Raw genomic sequence first — 18,738 nt, forward strand, 5'->3', positions numbered from 1 at the left:
GTGATCAGTATCCACGAGACAAGTAATTTAAACACTATGTGTTAGCACTAGCTCTCGAAGAGCCGCCTTATCGAGAGGGGTAATATTGTGACGAGTGCCATCATCGGTGTAGAAAATAGACGCAGTGACCGACCGCTCTGGATATTGGTCGGCGACGACGTGGTAGTATATACTGAGCTGTTTCTGGTATTCATCTTCTGCGTGCGTTGTGAGATCGGTTTTGTAGTCAACGATCTCAACACGGTCAGATGTCACGTGGAGCAAGTCGATGATGCCGCCGATCGTTACCTTCTCGCCGTCGACGGTAAGCGGAAGGAACGCATCGATCTCGGCTCTCGTCTCACCCTCGAGTGAGTCGAGTAACGCCTTGACGTGCTCTTTGTCAGGGTTATCGCCGGTTTCGACTGCTTCACCGAGAACATACCGTTCCGCAAACTCGTGGACGTCTGACCCGAACTCCATTCCCCGGCCGCCGGTATTCCCTTCGAAGACTGCGTCATCGATGAAGGTGTGTGGTGAGTAGCTTGCCGGTCCATCAGGCTCCGGAATATCGACCGTGTAGGTCGAATGCTCGCCGGGTTCTGGGTCGAACGCAGATAGATCGGGGTCGATATCTTCGACATCAACGGGGAGTGAATCGAGGAACGAATTTGGGTCAGTACCGCCAGTCAAGACGAGGTGGCTCTCAGCACGCGTGACAGCCACATAGAGAAGCCGACGTTCCTCGTCGTAGTTCTGGGGGAGGCAGCGATTGAGGACGTCTGTCTTCCAGTTGTCGTAGACGTGTGGGACATCGTGTGCGTCCTCTGAGTACACCTTCCGCTGACGGAGGCCAATCGGGTCGGTGTAGGCGATGTCGCTTCCACTGCCACCGGAGGACGGGAATTTGTTCGCGTTCATATTTGCGAGGATGACGATCGGGTATTCGAGCCCTTTCGTCGCGTGGATCGTTTGGACAGTCACCGCGTTCGTCCCAGCCCCGGCGTCGACGTCGTGTGTACTCCCATCAGCAATCGCCTCCTCGATGAATCGGATCAGCTCCCCACGGGTGAACGTCGTCGTCCCGTGAACCGACTGAATAGTGTCGAGAACGACGTCTGCGGTCGGGCCGGAACGGCCGTACTGTTCGAACACGCGTCGGGCGACGCCGCCGAACGTCTCCAAATCCCGTAGATCCTCTCGGAATGCGACCATAGCTTCGGGATATGCCTCACGCTCGATGATCGTCTTCGTCTCGTCAATCGTGTAGCCAGCCTCTTCGAGGACGAGTGCCCACCCGCGTTCAGCGTCACGTTCGAGGATACGCAACCACGCTAACACCAGCTTCGCGGCGTCGGTCCGGAAGACCTCGATCCCACCCTCGTAGGCCATCGGCAGACCGAACTTACTCGCCGTATCGAGCAGATCCCGACCGAAATCGCGGGTTCGCGTCAACACAGCGATGTCGCCGTACTCCGGAGCGCGATACGTGCCGTCTTCGCCTTCGACGGCGTAGTCGTCGTTGTCGACGATTGCGTCGATCTTCGTGAGAATGGCCTCGTGTTCGTCCTCACTCGTGAGCGCCTCGATGTAGCTATCATCTCGATCTGTATCGGCAGTCAGTGGTGTTGCCTGCTCGGAGATAGCCTCCGCATCCAGAGATTCGTTCTTTGTCGCACGGGCAGTCAGGGCGTGGGTAGAGAAGTCCAAGATGGACTGCGTCGACCGGTAATTCCGCGTCAGCTGCTTATCGTCAATCGGCGTCGTCGGGAACGTGACTCGATCGACGTCCCGATTCAGCTCCGCGGCAAATCGTTCGAGGCGATCGTCGAACTCGCGGATGTTGTCGACGTCCGCGTACTGGAAGCTGTAGATGCTCTGTTTCCAGTCGCCGACCACACAGATGTTGTTCGTGCCGGCGAGCAGCAGCGTGAGTTTGAACTGGATCTCACTGGAGTCTTGGAACTCGTCGGCCATCACGTACTCGTACCCCAGCTGCTCTCGGAGGTCGTGATCCTCACATAGAAGCACGAACGCGAACAGCTGAAGGAACCCGAAGTTCAGGTAGTTCCGCCGAAGCGCAAACTCAAGATAGGCGTGATATACGTCGTGGACGAACCGCTTGAGAGCCGTTCGGTCCTCCTCGAAGACACGTTTAGCGAGGTCCGCCGGGACTTGCTTGCCATCGCCGCGGATGTCCCACTTTGCGGGCGCCTTCGGGAGATACGTCTTATCTTCACCATACTGATAGAGCTTCTTTCGAAGCTTCGATTGCTTGCTTCCGCCGTTCCGTGGTTCATTCCGGTCGGTGAACAGCGTCTCGAACGCCTCAAAGTCCCCATCGAGGTGTGACTCGCTGTTCCGGTACCAGCCATCCGCAGTGGGGAACACACCCTTTGCGGAAAGTTCCTTGATCAGATCGAGTAGCTCCGACGTCTCCGACAATGCCGTGAAGAACTCGTCATACTCTGGGTGATTATCGATGAACTGTCCGATGAACTCACGAAACAGTGCCTGTTCAATGATTTCGTCTTCGATAATCCGTGTCGAGCCAGTGATCGTCTCATCAATCCCGAGGGACATCGGTGCGTCGTGTCCGTATTCGTCGAGCAGGTCGTGTGACAGCGAGTGGAACGTTTGGATCGGTGCGTTCGCGAGTTCCCGCATCCCGTACTCGCTGTGACGGACAATCCGCTCTCGCATCTCCTCGGCCGCGTTGTTCGTAAAGGTCACCAACAGCACGTCTTCGGGTTCGACGCCATCTTGGGCGACAGTGTTTGCGTATCGCCGGGTAACGGTGAACGTCTTCCCGGTGCCAGCACCCGCGTCGACGAGATAGAGGCCATCAGTCGCCTCGATGAGGTCGCGTTGCTCCGGGTTTGGGTCGGCGCCGCTCATTGTTCACCCTCTAAGAGAAGGTCACGATTGTCTACCCGTCGGTAGTTCGTCTCGTCGGCAAGCCCCTCGATGGGGAATTCCTCGTCGCCAGTGCGGCGTCGGTTGAGTTCCGTCAGTCGCTCGTCGACAAATGATTCGAACGCATCGAGATCACTCTTGAAGAATGCACCCTTCTGCCGGTCGACGATTGCTCGCATCACCTGCTTGCTCCCCGTCGTCACGTACTTGTACTCGCCAATCTCCGCTTGGAGTCGATCGATCATCGTCTGTCCGAACTCGGACTCGATGAGTTCGTCGCTATCGGTCGTCTCGACGAGCTGCGCAGCATCGAAGAGCGCGGCGTACGTCTGATAGTCAATCTTCGAGAGAATCTTTTGGCACTTCTGTGCCCCCTCCTCACGGAGATACTCGAAGAATTCCTCACGTTGCACGTGCTCGGTGAGCGACTCCGGGTAGTATGTCACAGTCGTCAGCGCGTCGTCGACGTCGGCGTCGCCGGCGATCACGTCGTCGACGAGTTCGGTGACGTAGAAGAAGGTGAACGAGAGTTGGTCACCCGGACGTTGTGATCGCCAATAGGTGAGATAAAGTGCTGCCTGAAAGTCAGGCTCGTCTGTCGGCTCGTCAATCGCAGCGTGTTTGACGATTGAGGTGGCGCTGCTCTCGCTGCCACTCTTGTAGTCGAGCAGTTCTTGCTGCGACTGAACGAGGTCGATCATTCCGTTGATGCCCAGTTCTTCATCAGTAAACCGGCGTTCAGTCACGGGAGTCAACATCCCGACCGAAGTGGGCGGCGACGGCATTGTCACCCCCACTGGACGGCGTCAGAAACGCGCCCTCGGTCGGCTGGTTCGCGTCAAAATATGAGACGATCGTTTCGAGGCTCGCACGATATTCAGTGCGCCGGGTCCGTTCGTCGACGGAGCGAACCAGCGGACGGACGTCCTCGAGCATAAGTTCGACGACCTCCGAGAGTGTCTCCTCGCCAACTGCGTCCGGATGGTTGACGTAGAACTCCGCGAAGTCGTGGAGAAGGTTGCCTTCGGTAAGATACGCCTTCTCCGGACCGTCGACGACCCGGCTGAAGTAGTAGTCCCGCGGTGAGTTCACGTAGGTGTTGAGACTCGACTTGCTGATCGTCTCGACCGGGTCGGGAGTCACACCGACAGGTCCGTTCTCGAATCCGTCACCAACTCGTGCTGCGGTTTCGATCTGATGACTTGTCGAAGGTAGATCGGAGAAGCGGTCGTACTCCGGTTCGAGGAGCTCTTCGAAGTACAGGCACGGCGTCACGGGTGATCCGCCGGTCGCATCTTGGACGAGATAGTGTTGCTGGCTGCCGCTCTGCAACAGCAGCTGGAAGCTCTTAAGATTCCGTGTAAACTGGGCGTCCTGGTCGACCCACGGACGACGTGGGGCCGAGTGGGTCCAGCGGTCGTCAAGCCCGAGGTAGAAGACAACCTCACGACCCACGTACGACGCTGATTTCGCATCGGCGAGCAAGACACCCTCGTTCTCTCGATCGACCGGCACCTCGTAGGTCTGGAGATAGAACGACAAATCGTCGAGGCGCGCTTCCGTGATGGATTCGTCCGCGATGGTGAGTGTCTCCAGTTCCTCCCGGAAGGCATCCAACGTGTCGCCGGCGTGGCGTTCAAACACTGAAAGAGCATCCGAGAACGTGTACTCTTGGACATCGTGGCAGAAGTCGATCAGCCACTTGAGATCTCCATCGTCAAGCTCGTGCAGTCGCTTGTTTGTGTCAGCGTCGACGACGTCACAATCGAAGACCGTCAACAGCGACCGGATCTCGCTTATTCGGGTATCAGTCCCCCGGTGGGCGGTTCGGAGGAGGTGGAGGAACAACCGATGTTCGCTGCGATCTGTGAAACCCGGCCCGCCAAAAAACGGGATATCAGCCGCTTCGAGCGCGGACTCAATAAGCGGTGAGTATTCGCTTTCCTGGTCGAGAACAATCCCGACGTTATCAGCGTTCTCGTCATTGACGGAATCAACGACGGTCTCCACGATCGCCGTCGGTGAATCGTGTATACGGAACGGCGGGAGCTTGAACTCCGTGTCAGTAAAGAGGTCGACCGTGTCGTACTCGGCGGGCAGATACGCTCGTTCGAGTTGGGTGAGCATCGCCGGCTCGACGACGACTACGTCGAGATCCGGTTCGATGGTCTCGTTCGTGAGTTTCATCGAGGCGGTCTCGAGTTCCGCGATTCGCTCCACAGCTCGTTCGGTGGCGTCGTCGACGTAGCCGTCGTACTCGAAAATAGCGTCGTGTGATCCTCGGTGTTCCCAACACTGGAGGATATTCCCAACCGCGTAGGCGCACCGTTTCCACGAAATATCCTCGTTGGCGATCATACCGAGAAATGCAAGGCGGTCTTCAGACTCTTGACGGCGACCGACCGCGAGGCGACGAGGTGGGATGGCAAATGGCCCAAGATGTGGCCGATCGAGGTAGCGGTTGAGGGCACTCGCAAGCGGTCCGTCCGGGGTAATCACCCGGTCGTACGATTGAATCTCTTCGTAGAGTTGGCGTGGAGATTTGGCGCGAGGAAATGGCACGCACAGAGACAGTTAGCGATGTCGGTTAAATCTTTGTTAGAATACCATACCCTCTGATCGATAGAGGTACTCAATAATATCACTCAGCCGTAATTCAAACGGTGATTCAGGCTGTGATTAGCGCATAATCAGGACCACTCTGTTGAATTCCCAGGCAGCGCGGGAATCGAGAGGGAATACACGGCCATCAGGCTCCAATGCTAGCGGATCCTCACACGCGAACAGTCAGTCGATTATACTTCCACCTTGCTTGGCGACGGTTTAGTGCATTCAGCGCCCACAAATCTGTGTATGAGTGACGATTCAGGCAGCGATTCTAGCAACGATTCTTCGAACGACACGTCCTCTGGCGACAGCGGCCGTGACGCACTTGCCGCCAACAAAAACCGGCATGCTGAAGACGAACGCTATCAAGCCGCCAACAGCGCTCAAAAATCCGGCAACCGCGAGACCAAACGTCGCGAGAATGCTGGCATAAAAGACACGAGCAGCTCGGACTGGGATACCCACGAAAAAAGTGCTGACAAGAAACCGTCTGGTGGCAATGAGGTTCCCTCAGCCGACGAAGTATCGATCCCCAGCAGCGTTGACCCTGATGCACCCTCAAACTCTAGCGGAGACCAATCCGACACATCCAGTAGGTCTGAGAGCAGCGAATAACCTGGAACACGAATGGCCAGCCTTCCGGGTAACGCGATCTTCTACGGCGTCCTCATAGCCCCGGGCTTCGTCGCGGTGATGACCGCGGTTTCGCTGGCCGCGATCGAAGACGATATCAAACAGTTTGTCCTGCTCGTCTGGAGCCTCGTATCCAGCCTCTTGATAGACGCCCTGTTTATCGGTGCGTACCAGATCTTCGTCGAGCCTATTACCTCGTTCTCGCAGTTCCAGGGCATCCTGTTCGACCCCGCATTCCGTATCGGGTACATCCTTGTCATCTTCGCAGTATCTCTGTTCGTCGGCGTGATGTACGCTGCTGCCATCCTCATCGATCTTCCGGGTATCCTGCGGGGCATCATTCAGGCGAAGATGCAGGTGTCATACTCACGGCGCCAGCCGTGGGAGAATTACCTCAAACACGCCGACCAGGTGATGGTAAAGACCAGTGACGACCAGTTGTATATCGGTGATGTCTCCGGGTGGAGCCGTGCCAACCGCCAGAAAGAGCTCCGTATCACCGACCCGCACCGGTACAACGAGAAGGAACAGGAGTTCGAGCCGGTCGGTGGGCCGGAACAGCTCTTCCTGAATGATGATATCAAGCGTATCACCGTGTTGAAGACCGACCAGATCCTCTCGATTCGGGAACGGGTCTGGGGTGGGATGGTTGCGTTTGGGAGCTGGCTCGATCCTAGAGAGAGTTGGATCGATCCCAGGGATTCTGGCAACCAACCCGATCCTGACACAGAGTAGGTCCCCGCGAGCAAACCCAAGGAAGTGAATGAAGAAGCGTGGGATTTCATTACCCCAGCGCTAATCGTTCTGATCAACACCAATGTCTGCTATGGGTCATCAGACACAATTCGATATATCTGAATTTGAGACTGAAATAACTAAGGCGGGAAAATCAGCAGTTATCAACGCGATCTCCGACGCGATATCACGCCTTCGCGACCAGATCAAAGACGATACCCTCGAATCCATGCTCAGGGCCGACCCCGGCTCCTACCAGCTCCGAGGAGACTTCACCAAAGACGCTCTCGATCCCGAACCCCTCACACAAGGCGTCATCATAGAACCATTCCTGGACGCGCTCGGACACCAGAACTACGGGTGGGAGGCAGGCGATCTCTCCGATAAACGCGGAGAACAAGCCGACTACGCGATCTCCCTTCGTGATGTCGAGAACGTCGATTCCTCACGGCTCCTCATCGAAGCCGAACCGGTCAATAAATCACTGACCAACACGCGCGGACACGGTGTCGACCAGGTCAAAGCTGGCTCAGCCAACGCGAGTTCCAGACCGATTTCGGGTTCGCAACTGACGGCATCCGCTGGATCTTCATCCGGTACGACCCGGACAGCTACACCCACAACACGATCGAGCACGTGGACCTGCAACCGGTTTTTCTCAAGCTGTTCGAGAATACGGTCGGAGAGAACCGGCCGCCGGTTGAGGCGCTCAACGATGAGGAAGAGGCGCTAGTCGAGGACTTGATACGGACATTTGCATTCGACAACTTCGTCTCGATCATCACGGACGCCCGTGAGGTCATCAAAGAGAAACAAGAAGCAATTACGGACGAGTTCTACGATGACTACGTCCGCCTTGTGTTCGGTATCGGCGCAGAAGACGACGAAGAACGCAGATCAAGAAGCCTCGTAGGCGGGGGAATCATACCTCCGGAACAGGCCAGCGGTGATGATGTCCGCCTGTTCTCAGTCCATCTTATGAATCGGATGATCTTTGTCAAGTTCCTTGAAGACAAGAAGATCGTCCGCCCCGACCTATTGAACACGCTCAAACAGGTCTACGACGATGGGATGTACCCGCAAACTTTCTACCAGACCTTTCTCGAACCATTGTTCTATGATGTGTTCAACGTCAAGCCAGAGAACCGCGATCCCCAAATAGACCAGATCGATCCCTTTGAGGGTATCCCGTATCTGAACGGTGGCCTGTTCCGCCCGGAGCTGAACGGCTCCGATGAACTGGATGAGCGCGAATTTAACGTCCGGGACAGCGTCTTGATGTCTATCATCGAACTGCTTGAGCGCTACCAGTTCTCCGCAGACGGCGGCCCCACAGATATCGACCCCAGCGTCCTGGGCAACGTGTTCGAAAAGACGATCAACTACATCACGATCGACGATAAGAACAAAAACAAGGAACTCGGCGCCTACTACACTCCCAGCGAGATCACCCGTTTCTGCGCCGAAGAAACCGTTCGCCCCGCTCTGCTGGATCTTTTCAAGACTCACTTACAGGAGGAGTGGGGATGGCGCCAAGCAGAACTTGATCACTACGACCAATTATACGATCTTATCGACGCACTCACAGAGAACAAAGACCTGATCACGGGGTTGCTTGACGAGCTCAACGAATTCTACGTGGTCGACCCTGCCTGCGGCAGTGGCCACTTCCTCACCTCCGTCGTCGAAGAAATCGTCAACGCCCGACAAGCCCTCTACGCCCAGATGGGGTCACACCCCAGCCGCCACCGCCTGAAATCGACCACCGTCCAGAACAATATGTACGGGGTCGACATCATGGACTCCGGTATAGAGATAACAAAGCTCCGCCTGTGGCTCTCGATTATAGCTGAACTCCAGGAAGACGATTTGAATTCACTCAGCCAAGAGGAACTCGCGCTGCCCAACATCGTGTTCAACATCCGCCAAGGCAACAGCCTGATCGGGTACCTCGGGTTCCCGGATGAAACCGATGACGGGGAATACACGTTCGAAAACTGGTCGGACGACAGCGTTGAGCGCCGATACAAGGATATCATCGACGAAATCAACGCGTACCAGGAAAGCAGCGCATTCCCTGAAAAGGCAGAGGAGCACCGCCAAAACGCAAAAGACCTGCTGAAGGAGTACCGCTCCGATCTGGACAACAAAACCGTCGACCAGTTCCGTGCTTTCACCGAGAACGTCACCGACGAGGATGTTCGGGCTCATGATACCTTTCACTGGGTGCTAGAGTTCGCAGAAGTCTTCGCTGACGAGGGGTTCGACGTCGTCGTAGGGAACCCACCGTGGGACGAAATCAAAAGCGACCGCAAGGAATTCTTCGTCAAATACGACCCTGTGTTCCGCAGCCTGCCCACTCACGGGATGGACGAGCGCCAAAGAACTCCTGGAGGACAAGGACATCAAAAACGAGTGGGAGACCTACCAGTCACGGGTATCCCAGCTAGGGGATTACTTCAAACACAGCACGGAATACGAACACCAGCAACCCGAAATCGACGGCAGAAAACAGCCTATCGCGAACAATCTCGCCGCATTGTTCCTCGAACGGATATACGATCTCGTTCACGACGGCGGCTATGTCGCACAGGTCCTGCCGGACATCATATTCAACAACGCGATGGGGAAGGACCTCCGGATGCACCTACTGAATAATACATCTGTGCAGTCACTAGTAGGATTTGAGAACAAGGGAATCTTCGACGGGCTACACGACCAATATGTCTTCCGGCTGCTCACATTCCAGAACACCGGGGAAACCGATTACCTGAACGGGATCTCACGGCAGCACGACGTTAGCATCCTGAACAACATCGAGGAACACACTTTCAAAATCCCGAAAGAGGTGCTCGCAGAGTACTCACCTGAGGTCCGGCTGTTCCCGATAATACGGACCGAAGAAGAGCTCGGGGTTATCAGCAATGTGGTTCAACACCCGTCTGTCGGCGACCGGATAGACGGCGCCTGGAACTCTGACCCGTACTACGAGATCAAGAAAGGCCCTGACAACGACCGTATCACCGACTCCAAGGATATCGGTGAATACCCCGTGTACCAGGGCAAGAACATCTATCAGTTCATCCACGACGATTCTATCCTTGACGATATCGAGGATATCGAATACTGGAGCGTGGAGGACGACACAGACACTGTCAAAAGCGCTAAACAGCGCGTCCGGGAGAAGAACCTCGGTAATCTGAAACGGTCTCTCTACTACGCCTTCGGCGGGGATGAAACGAGCCAGTCCCAGGTCCAGTTTGTTGACGACCTGCTGAAAAAGCACCGTGGCGAACCACTCTCAGAGGATGACGTGAAACTGGACTGTACCGATTATCGGATCATATACCGGTTTATTACGAACGCCACCAACGAGCGGACGTTCATTGCGACGGTCATCCCGCCGAGCATCATCAACCTTCACTCGATCTATACGATTCGGCCGTTCGAGATAAATCCATCAAAGGATGATTTGGCGGAATCACCGTTGTGGCCGGCGTACGAACCCGCGTTCACGGATGAGGAGATGATGGCAGCAACAGGGTTGTTGAACAGTATCCCGTTCGACTTCATTATGCGTACCAAGGTGAACAAAGAGATCTACCAATACACGTTCAAGGAGACGCAGGTTCCCCGGTTGACCGCTGGCGATGAGTGGTTCGATTACATCTGGACGCGTGCTGCCCGCCTGAACTGCTACGGTGAGGAGTTTGCCGATTTGCGTGAGCGTCTTGGAGGGGTTGAGCCGGTAACCAATGTTGATGAGCGCCAGGAATTGCAGGCTGAGATTGATGCTGCCGCGTTCCACGCGTATGGGCTGAATGCAGCTGAGACTGAGTTCGTGCTTGACGATTTATAAAGTAAATAATCCCCGCTTGATGACAGACGAGTACTTTGAATCTGTATTCGAGAAGTTTGAGGAGTTGGCTGAGACGGCGCGGGCCGCCGAACAGTCGTAGCTCCGAACGTTCGGAGATCTAACCCCTCGATTCCAATGGAACCCGTCCCGAGGCGTCACTCAGACGGATTATCCGCCTCAACCAATTCCTCATCTGTCTCTTCCGCAGGATCATTCAAAAACGTGTCCTGGTACTCACCGTCAACGACCCGGTGCGCACGGACCTCGTAGTTCAGATGCTCCTGGCCATACTCTGATCGATCCGGCGGATCATCCACGTACTGGAAACACTCAACAAAGACCGTGCGTGGATGCAGCTTCTCACGCTGATTCAGCTGGATGACGTCCACAGTGTTCCAGACATCCCAGTCCGTCTCCCCAACAAAACGGTCAATCAAATCGTCCAGGTACTCTTCGCTGGCCTCGTAGTTAGCCGCCCCACCGAGTTCAGTATCATACGTCTCGTGATGCGGTGCCGGATCATCCAGTCGAGACGGCACCACCGGCGCCGACACGTCGTGCTCATCTAATGTCTCCTCGACCTCTGCCCGGAGCTCATCATCAGCTCCCGGCGAAAGGATGACGCGATTGATCAGCGTATCCATATTCGCAGACAGGTTGACGTGGGACGGATTGTCCGGCCTGCTCTCGGGTGGCATCTCTTGACCGTCCGTCCGGATTATCGGGTTGCCGCCCCGGTTCGTGAGCAGCCGGAACTCTTGCTCGCTGTCGAACGTTCGATGTTTGTAGAAGTACAGGACGTATGGAATCCCGGTCGGCGTAAATTCCTCCTCGTAATCCAAGTACCGGACAATACCCATATACAGATCCTCTTGATCGGGCGCGATGAACTCCTCTATCTGCCGGTACGTGGTCTCGATCGCTACTCCTCGACCATCTGCGTACATCTCCCAGATCTCTGGGTCCTCATCCGTCCCGAGCCGCCAACAGCTCGCGTAGTAATTCTCACGGGCCGCTTCACGTGCCTGTTCTATTCCGCTGGCAAGATCCATCTCCTCGCCGTTGTTGAGAATCATCGATTCGGTCCGCTCCGAACGCTGCCCCTCGTGTTCACGGGCTGGTTCAGAGGCCTGGCCCTCGCGTTCTTCGTATCCCTCGGCTTGGCCAGCGCGGAACCCGTTTCGAGTGTGTCGGCGAAGTGTCGGAGGGGTTTGTAGCGCCGGACGATCATCTGGTCTGAGGGTATCATCCACTCGGTGTTTTTGCCGGTGACCGGGCGGCGGGAGGGATCGCCTGATGTCATTTCCTTCGAATTATCCTCTTCACTACTTGTAGGCGACGACGATGAGGCCGGGTACGAACATTCGGTGTCACGACTTTCGAGGAGCGAAAACCAGTCGAAGAGCGTCCCGAAATCTACGGGTTATCGTGGCTGTCGAGAAGGGTGTGGAAATTATATACACAGGAATATGAAACAAAAAGAAGCAATCCATATCTTCGATATCGTAGAATGGGCACCACACTAGTGAGTGGGTATTGGGTGTTTCCGGAAAAGCTGTTTTCCGCAGTCAAATTTGGGGGACGCAAAGCGATAGCGATGACTCTCCACAGCAGTAAGAGCTTTTCCGGAAACAACCCGGTCAGGCTTTTATGACCTGACCGAAAATCAGACTATCAGAATCAAATGATCCGCGATGCTCGCGTTCTCCGCGCCGGGTTCGTCCCTCGGGAAGTTGAGCATCGCGACGCCGAAGTCAACCACCTCTCCAGTGTTCTCGAGCCCATCACGAACGGGGAACCCGCCGACACGGCCATCGTCACTGGACCCAGCGGCGCCGGCAAGACCTGCATCTCGAAATTCGTCACGGAACGGCTCCGGGAAGAGGTCCTCGACGTCGAGACGACCTACGTCAACTGCTGGCGCAACTACACCCGGTTCCGCACGCTCTACCAGATCCTCGACGATCTCGGCGCGACCATCGACATCCACCGGCAGTCGACGCCCCACGACGAACTCGTTGATCGCCTCCAGCAGCATGACGGCCCGCGAACCGTCGTCATCCTCGATGAGGTCGACCAGCTCGAAGACCCCAGCGTCATCTACGACCTCCACAGCCTCCCGCAGTTCGCGATCATCTGCATCGCGAACAAGGAAGAGGAGCTGTTCAGCCGCGTCGACGACCGCCTCGTGAGCCGCCTGCGCTCCAGCGAGCACGTCCGGATGGACAAGTACCACGACGAGCAGCTGTACGACATTCTCAGTGCGCGGGCGAAGTGGGGACTCGATGAGGACGTCATCACCGACGACCAGCTCTACCGGATCGCCGACGCGGCCGCCGGCGACGCCCGCCTCGCAATCGGCATCCTCCGAACGGCCGCCGGCAAGGCCGATCGCGAGAACCACGAGCGCATCATCGACGATATTCTCCTGGACGCCGCCGAGGATGCTCGGGCCCAAATCAAGCAGAAGAGCCTCGACTCGCTCACGCCGCACCAGCGCGTCGTCTACGACATCGTTCGCGAGCACGGCCCAGTCGGGCCGAGCGAGATTCACGAGCGCTATACCGAGGACGTCGATGACCCACGGACGAAACGGACTATCCGAACGTACCTCTCGAAGATGGAGCAGTACAACCTTCTCGAGGCGGAAGGGACGAGTCGGGACCGAGAGTACTCGCTCGTCGATTCAGCGGCGGCGTCGCCGATGCAGTGACCGTGACCCCGTCAGCTATCAGGAACTGAACTCGCCGAGGCCCGATTGTTCGTGGTCCAGTGGCTCGATAACCTGGGGATCGTCGTTGCCGGGGTTGTTGACCCGCGTCGAGATCTCGTAGGCATCCAGATCGTCCTTTGGATACGGCTGGCACAGGTCCTTGCGCGTGTTGGGGTCTGCAGTGAGCCAGTCGGATTCCGCGTCCTGTGGGAGGACGACCGGCATCCGGTCGTGGATTGAGTTCATCAGGTCGTTCGGCTCCGTCGTGAGAATCGTGACGCACGAGATCGTCTCGTCGTCGCCCTCCCAGATGTCCCAGAGCCCCGCCATCGCGAACGTGGGGTCGTCCTCCCGGTAAATCCGGTAGGGCTGCTTCGACCCGCCGTTCGGCGATTTCCATTCGTAGAACCCTGACGAGGGGACGAGGCAGGGACGTGATTCCCACGCCCGCTCGAAGACACGTTTCTCGTCGGCAGTCTCGGAGCGAGCGTTGATGATGCCCTCCTCGGGCTCGTCCGCCCAGAACGGAATCAGCCCCCAGTGGTAGGCGTCGATCTCGTCGGAGGCTTCGTTCGTGATGATGTGTAGATTGTCGCCAGGCGCGATATTGTATCGGGGTGTGTACCCGCCGTCTGCGACGACCTCGGCGTCGAAGCGAGCCTCGAGGTCGGTCTGATCGATGAAGAGCGAGTTCCGGCCACACATACCGAGGAGTTCGGAGGGTAGCATCTTCAACGTAATCGCACAGGAATCTCACTGTTAACCAACAGATTGTCCTGATGAACCTGAGTTGTTGGTTAACGACAACGAGGCAGAGAATCTCCTAATGCCAAATGGTACACCTAAACAAACGATAGAAGAGGCTACACTAACTACGCTCATACAAATGACCCACATACTCGCCGTATCTGACTGGCGCTCTCAACCTATTGACGATCTCTACACCATTCTCGAGATTGTAGAACCAACTCCAGATTTACTACTATATGCCGGCGACGACCTCTCACGTTTCAAACGCCGATACTGACACAGATCATCTTGCAGAACTTGCTCGCCTCACGAAGCACCAACAATCACTCTATGTCCGAGGAAACGACGACTTCCCCCCGTCAACCGGTCCGCAATTCGATTCGGAATTTACCACCGACCTCCACAGGACACCATACACTTACGAGGACCTCGTGTTCATCGGTCAGGAAGGATCAACCCAGGGACCTGGTCTCATCACCTATTCCGAGGACGACGTCCAACGGCACCTTTCCGAACAACGCACCGGTTGGGAAGACAGAACTCCGATTCTTGTCACTCACACCCCTCCCTTCGGCATTCTCGATATCGGGAAGCGATTCGGGCAACAACGTATCGGGTCGAAGGCCGTCAGGAGCTTCATAGACGACATCCAGCCCCCAGTCACCGTCTGCGGTCATTGCCATCAATTCGGAGGCAGAGCTGAAACCCTCGAGTACGGCACAGTGATCAACATTGCGTCCCACGACGGAGTAGACGATCCAGGAAGGTACGCACTCATCACCATCGACGCCTCGAATGAGTCTATCGAGTACGAGTTCTACGACACTCGCCATCTGCTAGGGAGCCGGCTGACTGATCTCGTCCAGGTCGGGAGAAACCGAGTGGAACAGTTCAGTGAGTTAGGGATCACTAGCCCAGATGAGATTACCGAAGAACGGCGTACCCAACTCGAAGCCCTCCCAGGAGCCTCGTCATGGCACGTGGACCGGTGGATTGCTCATCGACAGGCTTTCGAAAACGATGAGGTCGTGATTCTAAACAAGTCTGCCTTCGACGACCTTCACGATACGGAGCCTCTCCTCTTGGACATAGAAACGGATCTTCAGCAGGATCGGATCTGGCTAGTCGGTACCTACAGTTACCAGAACGATGCGTACCGACAATTCTTCGATCCGGACGACGAGTCAGCACTCCTTCAGGAGCTGTCTGAGTACCTTAATGATCATGGCTCCGAGCCAATCATCTACTACGGAGGGAACTACTTCGACGAACAGTGTCTTAGTCGGAGATTCGACGAACACGGCATCACTGAGGGGATCGACCATCTGGATCGAGCACACGATCTCGGGATTACTGCCCAACAGGAACTCTTCGGGCCCTTCAATCGGCATAAATTGGACGTCGTAGCGAGCGCGCTCGGATTTGAATATCAAGATCCAGCCGTGGATGGGTTTGTGGTCGGGAGCAAGTACACGCGATATCTCCTCGACGGCGAAGAACCAGACTGGGATCGACTCAAACAGTACAATAACGACGATGTAACCGCGCTGAGAACAATCGTCGATCACATCAGATCGTAGGCTCGGGAAATATGCGGGCCGTCAACCGAATTACGTGAGGGCGAGATCACCATGGGTTCAGAGAGTCTTAACCAACAATTGAGCCGTGATCCTCCAGATTGTTGGTTAATCCGACGATGCTGTCCGCCTTCCTCTCTGGAAACGTTCTCGGAAACGGTCGAACGATGGCAGAAATCCGTTGCCTGAGTCCGGTTCTACATACCTTCCAGCCCTTCCCTGAAACGCGGAAGCGCCACGCCGCGGCTTATCGGGAACGTAGTCAACTAGTCGAGTATGGGAGAACACTCAACGTCGAACCGATTGGCGGTGGACCAGCCGACACGGGGCGCAGACCGCAATCGGTCCCTTGCTGACCAGGCCGATCCGGCTACGGACGAGATGTTGTTGCCGTCACTCGGCGACGGCATCACGCTGCTCGACGTCGAGGGAGGCCGCGGCGTCCCGATCCTGCAGTCGCTCGTACTCGACCATCTCCTCCTGCACGACGGGCCCGCCTTCTGGGTCGACGCAAATGGTCACGCGACGACGACGACACTCGCCCAGATCGCGCCCAGTCAACGGTTGCTCAACCGAATCCACGTGGCACGCGGATTCACCGCCTATCAGCACTACGGCGCCGTCTGTGATCTCCCGACGGCAGTGAACAAGTCGATCCAGATATCCACCACCGACGCCAGGGCGGCCGGTCGAGGGGGACCGAGTCGTGACGAGGACACGTCGCCCCACACACCCGCCCTCATCGTCGCGCCGGCCGTCGACGCCCAGTACCGCGCCGACGATACCCTCGGCGAAACCCGCGCGAAAACCCTTCAGGCCCGCACCCTCGCCCGGTTAGCGACCTACGCCGATGGGTACGACATCCCGGTGCTCGTTACGCGAAACGAACGAAACGAATTCACCGAGCCAGTCGCGACGGTCGCCGACCATCACCTCGAGTGCGAGCAAACTCGGATGGGCCCACGGGTCGTCGGCGAGGACTTCGAGACGCTCGTCTATCCCGTCGACGACGGCGCGTACTACCAGACGACGTTCGCGTACTGGCGGCAGCTGCTCGCGGCACGCGCCACGCAGGTCGGCGTGGAATCGGCGACGTCGGCGCCGTCGACGCCGACCCCGGAGGGTGTCGGGACAGGGGTCACCGCTGACGGTGAGACGGTGGCGGCCACCGCGGATCCCCTGCTCGATGCATGGACGGCGACCGGGACAGGAGGGCGATAGCGATGGGACGCACGAACCCGACGTACCGAGATGCACTGCGGGCCATCGAAGAGCGCTGGGCAGAGTTCCGGCAGGCACTGCGGCGTCGCGACCAGCCGCGCTTCGACCGGCTGTTCGAGTACGCCCGCAAGCACGCCGACGCGAGTGGGCTGTTGAACCACCAGAACCCGCTGCTGCCGGCGCTGCTCAGCATCGATCTCGAACAGGAGGCCCGCCTCGACGACCACGAAGAGCGCCTCGGGGAACTTGAGACCGCACTCAAAAACAAGGGCGGAAGTACCGAGAGGCAGTCTGGTCACGACTCCAATGACCGGGAAGTTTGATTATGGGAGTATACAATAGGACAGATATGGCAAACAAAGAGCAAGAAGAGAATCCCTTAGCGGATTTGTATGTCGATGCCAGTGAGGATCGGGAAAGAATACGGGACGCGATCTCAGGCTTGATCGGAATTGATACCGAAACCGCAAAGCCAGTCCTGCGCGAAAAGTTCAGTTCCTCAACATCGAAGAAGCAGTTTACAGCGCTTCTACTGTATCGGCGAGCCTTACTGAGCCTTGATGAGCTTGAAGAAGAGGAGACAGTCGGGCAAGACTCAACCTATTTTGCGGACCTGATTGGTGTTGACGACAGTACCATCCGACACGCAGCGACCGATCTGGATTTTGTCGTTAATGACGACGAACAGGGAGGGTACCTCATTCCGCCTCATAAGACCCATCAGGCTACGAAATGGCTTAATTCAGGCGAGGAAGATTGATGAGTTACGCGACACCCCGAAAGGACGCCTCCGTAGGAAATCTACTCTCTCTGTGTGAAATTCTTCGAGAGGGCCCCCTCCCTCGCGAGGAAATATATGAGGAGGCAGACATCGGGCGAAGTTTAGTTGGCGATACAATTGAATACGGGAGTCGACTGGGATTCCTAACGGACTCGGAAGAGGAAATTAAAGCGACTGAACGGGATTGGTGCAAGCTATTGCGACGAGGGGGATAGTGATCTTGAAGAACACATCATAGAAGGGCTCAGCGAGCATGATCTCTACAGAGATGTACTCGAAACTCTGGCTCCAGAAGCACAAGACAGCGGGGTAATTACAAAGAAAGATGTCCTCCGGACCTTCCGAACCGAGATGGGATTGAGTGGGAGTGAAAGCACGTTAGGAGATGCTGCAATTACTTTCCTGCAAACACTCGATGCTGGTGGGTGTGGGGACTATATCGTCGGTCGACGTGGAAAAGAATCTCGGGTAGAGGTTACGGAGGACTTCGAAAATATCGTAGAGAAGATAACAACCGTAGATACTGAAATTGGACAGAGTGACCGAGACGCGTCTCCGAAATCGAGTGCTAATCCCGAAGTTGAACCAGACACCTCCGAGAGGGATATCCCATCTCAGCGAAGTCCGAATCAGGACGGGAGGGGCCAACACAAGTCAGTGAATCGAACTCAATCAGACTCGTTCACTGTCAGTCTAGAATTGAGCGGTGATGATGAACCCGAGAGTGTTGAACAACTGATTCTCGCAATACGTCGCGGTCTCGAGAAGGATCTCAGCAACGAGTTAACGAATACGGGTGGAGTAAGGGGTGATTCTACAAACAATCAAGATTCTGAAGAGGATTCAGACTCTACAGACCAATCACTAGATTCTTTCATGAGTCAGGATACGACGAATGAGGAAAACGGAGGCGAATAGCGAGGAAAGGTCCAAAATATGACAGAAATAGTATAGTTTTTTTACGTTA

The 18,738-nt window shown here is 56.2% G+C and carries 13 protein-coding genes and 2 pseudogenes; 11 read left to right on the forward strand and 4 right to left on the reverse strand.

Features of this window, described 5'->3' with window-relative positions:
* Positions 1-27: 27 nt before the first annotated feature.
* Both P1N55_RS19455 and P1N55_RS19460 read right to left on the reverse strand, forming a co-directional pair.
* Positions 28-2,877 (reverse strand): UvrD-helicase domain-containing protein, encoded by a 2,850-nt coding sequence (locus P1N55_RS19455; RefSeq protein ID WP_276278801.1) that lies wholly within the window; start codon positions 2,875-2,877, stop codon positions 28-30.
* Positions 2,874-5,457, reverse strand: a pseudogene (locus P1N55_RS19460) (PD-(D/E)XK nuclease family protein). The gene P1N55_RS19455 and the pseudogene P1N55_RS19460 overlap by 4 nt, the downstream one beginning before the upstream one ends.
* Before the next feature lie 291 nt (positions 5,458-5,748).
* Here P1N55_RS19460 and P1N55_RS19465 point away from each other — a divergent pair.
* From P1N55_RS19465 to P1N55_RS19865, 5 genes and pseudogenes are all read left to right on the forward strand, one after another.
* The gene (locus P1N55_RS19465) at positions 5,749-6,117 is read left to right on the forward strand and encodes a hypothetical protein (RefSeq protein WP_276278802.1); all 369 of its coding nucleotides are present in this window, start codon (positions 5,749-5,751) and stop codon (positions 6,115-6,117) included.
* Positions 6,118-6,129: 12 nt separating this feature from the next.
* Complete coding sequence (locus P1N55_RS19470; protein ID WP_276278803.1) at positions 6,130-6,870, forward strand: DUF6338 family protein; 741 nt, start codon at positions 6,130-6,132, stop codon at positions 6,868-6,870.
* 91 nt (positions 6,871-6,961) lie between these two features.
* The gene (locus P1N55_RS19855) at positions 6,962-7,603 is read left to right on the forward strand and encodes a hypothetical protein (protein ID WP_346430047.1); all 642 of its coding nucleotides are present in this window, start codon (positions 6,962-6,964) and stop codon (positions 7,601-7,603) included.
* Between the two features lie 545 nt (positions 7,604-8,148).
* Positions 8,149-9,108: pseudogene (locus tag P1N55_RS20080) on the forward strand (DNA methyltransferase); the annotation flags it as partial.
* 280 nt (positions 9,109-9,388) lie between these two features.
* The gene (locus P1N55_RS19865; protein WP_407067205.1) at positions 9,389-10,729 is read left to right on the forward strand and encodes an Eco57I restriction-modification methylase domain-containing protein; all 1,341 of its coding nucleotides are present in this window, start codon (positions 9,389-9,391) and stop codon (positions 10,727-10,729) included.
* A gap of 155 nt (positions 10,730-10,884) precedes the next feature.
* Here the strand turns inward: P1N55_RS19865 and P1N55_RS19480 are convergent, their stop codons facing one another.
* On the reverse strand, positions 10,885-11,805 hold the full coding sequence (locus P1N55_RS19480; RefSeq protein ID WP_276278804.1) for a hypothetical protein: 921 nt from the start codon (positions 11,803-11,805) through the stop codon (positions 10,885-10,887).
* 608 nt (positions 11,806-12,413) lie between these two features.
* Here P1N55_RS19480 and P1N55_RS19485 point away from each other — a divergent pair.
* Positions 12,414-13,442, forward strand: a complete 1,029-nt coding sequence (locus tag P1N55_RS19485) for a Cdc6/Cdc18 family protein (RefSeq protein ID WP_276278805.1) — start codon at positions 12,414-12,416, stop codon at positions 13,440-13,442.
* 18 nt (positions 13,443-13,460) lie between these two features.
* Here the strand turns inward: P1N55_RS19485 and P1N55_RS19490 are convergent, their stop codons facing one another.
* Entirely contained in the window at positions 13,461-14,147 is a 687-nt protein-coding gene (locus P1N55_RS19490) for an SOS response-associated peptidase (RefSeq protein ID WP_276278806.1), read from the reverse strand.
* Positions 14,148-14,428: 281 nt separating this feature from the next.
* On the opposite strand from P1N55_RS19490, the gene P1N55_RS19495 reads away from it, so the two are divergent.
* The 5 genes from P1N55_RS19495 to P1N55_RS19515 all read left to right on the forward strand — a co-directional run bounded on the left by P1N55_RS19495 (position 14,429) and on the right by P1N55_RS19515 (position 18,689).
* Positions 14,429-15,772 (forward strand): ribonuclease H-like domain-containing protein, encoded by a 1,344-nt coding sequence (locus tag P1N55_RS19495; RefSeq protein WP_276278807.1) that lies wholly within the window; start codon positions 14,429-14,431, stop codon positions 15,770-15,772.
* 378 nt (positions 15,773-16,150) lie between these two features.
* Positions 16,151-16,990, forward strand: a complete 840-nt coding sequence (locus P1N55_RS19500) for a hypothetical protein (protein ID WP_276278808.1) — start codon at positions 16,151-16,153, stop codon at positions 16,988-16,990.
* Positions 16,991-16,992: 2 nt separating this feature from the next.
* Positions 16,993-17,313, forward strand: a complete 321-nt coding sequence (locus P1N55_RS19505; RefSeq protein ID WP_276278809.1) for a hypothetical protein — start codon at positions 16,993-16,995, stop codon at positions 17,311-17,313.
* Between the two features lie 26 nt (positions 17,314-17,339).
* Positions 17,340-17,750 (forward strand): hypothetical protein, encoded by a 411-nt coding sequence (locus P1N55_RS19510; RefSeq protein ID WP_276278810.1) that lies wholly within the window; start codon positions 17,340-17,342, stop codon positions 17,748-17,750.
* Between the two features lie 372 nt (positions 17,751-18,122).
* Positions 18,123-18,689, forward strand: coding sequence for a hypothetical protein (locus P1N55_RS19515; protein ID WP_276278811.1), 567 nt, complete (start codon positions 18,123-18,125; stop codon positions 18,687-18,689).
* Positions 18,690-18,738 lie beyond the last annotated feature (49 nt).

The sequence above is a fragment of the Haloarcula regularis genome (genome assembly GCF_029338315.1).
GTDB classification, from domain to species: domain Archaea; phylum Halobacteriota; class Halobacteria; order Halobacteriales; family Haloarculaceae; genus Haloarcula; species Haloarcula regularis.

What these genes read in the sequence shown, in the direction of transcription:
- P1N55_RS19455 (WP_276278801.1), bottom strand. Translation starts at nt 2,877, where the DNA reads ATGAGCGGCGCCGACCCAAACCCGGAGCAACGCGACCTCATCGAGGCG.
- P1N55_RS19465 (WP_276278802.1), top strand. Translation starts at nt 5,749, where the DNA reads ATGAGTGACGATTCAGGCAGCGATTCTAGCAACGATTCTTCGAACGAC.
- P1N55_RS19470 (WP_276278803.1), top strand. Translation starts at nt 6,130, where the DNA reads ATGGCCAGCCTTCCGGGTAACGCGATCTTCTACGGCGTCCTCATAGCC.
- P1N55_RS19855 (WP_346430047.1), top strand. Translation starts at nt 6,962, where the DNA reads ATGGGTCATCAGACACAATTCGATATATCTGAATTTGAGACTGAAATA.
- P1N55_RS19480 (WP_276278804.1), bottom strand. Translation starts at nt 11,805, where the DNA reads ATGATTCTCAACAACGGCGAGGAGATGGATCTTGCCAGCGGAATAGAA.
- P1N55_RS19485 (WP_276278805.1), top strand. Translation starts at nt 12,414, where the DNA reads ATGATCCGCGATGCTCGCGTTCTCCGCGCCGGGTTCGTCCCTCGGGAA.
- P1N55_RS19490 (WP_276278806.1), bottom strand. Translation starts at nt 14,147, where the DNA reads ATGTGTGGCCGGAACTCGCTCTTCATCGATCAGACCGACCTCGAGGCT.
- P1N55_RS19495 (WP_276278807.1), top strand. Translation starts at nt 14,429, where the DNA reads ATGCCGGCGACGACCTCTCACGTTTCAAACGCCGATACTGACACAGAT.
- P1N55_RS19500 (WP_276278808.1), top strand. Translation starts at nt 16,151, where the DNA reads ATGTTGTTGCCGTCACTCGGCGACGGCATCACGCTGCTCGACGTCGAG.
- P1N55_RS19505 (WP_276278809.1), top strand. Translation starts at nt 16,993, where the DNA reads ATGGGACGCACGAACCCGACGTACCGAGATGCACTGCGGGCCATCGAA.
- P1N55_RS19510 (WP_276278810.1), top strand. Translation starts at nt 17,340, where the DNA reads ATGGCAAACAAAGAGCAAGAAGAGAATCCCTTAGCGGATTTGTATGTC.
- P1N55_RS19515 (WP_276278811.1), top strand. Translation starts at nt 18,123, where the DNA reads ATGGGATTGAGTGGGAGTGAAAGCACGTTAGGAGATGCTGCAATTACT.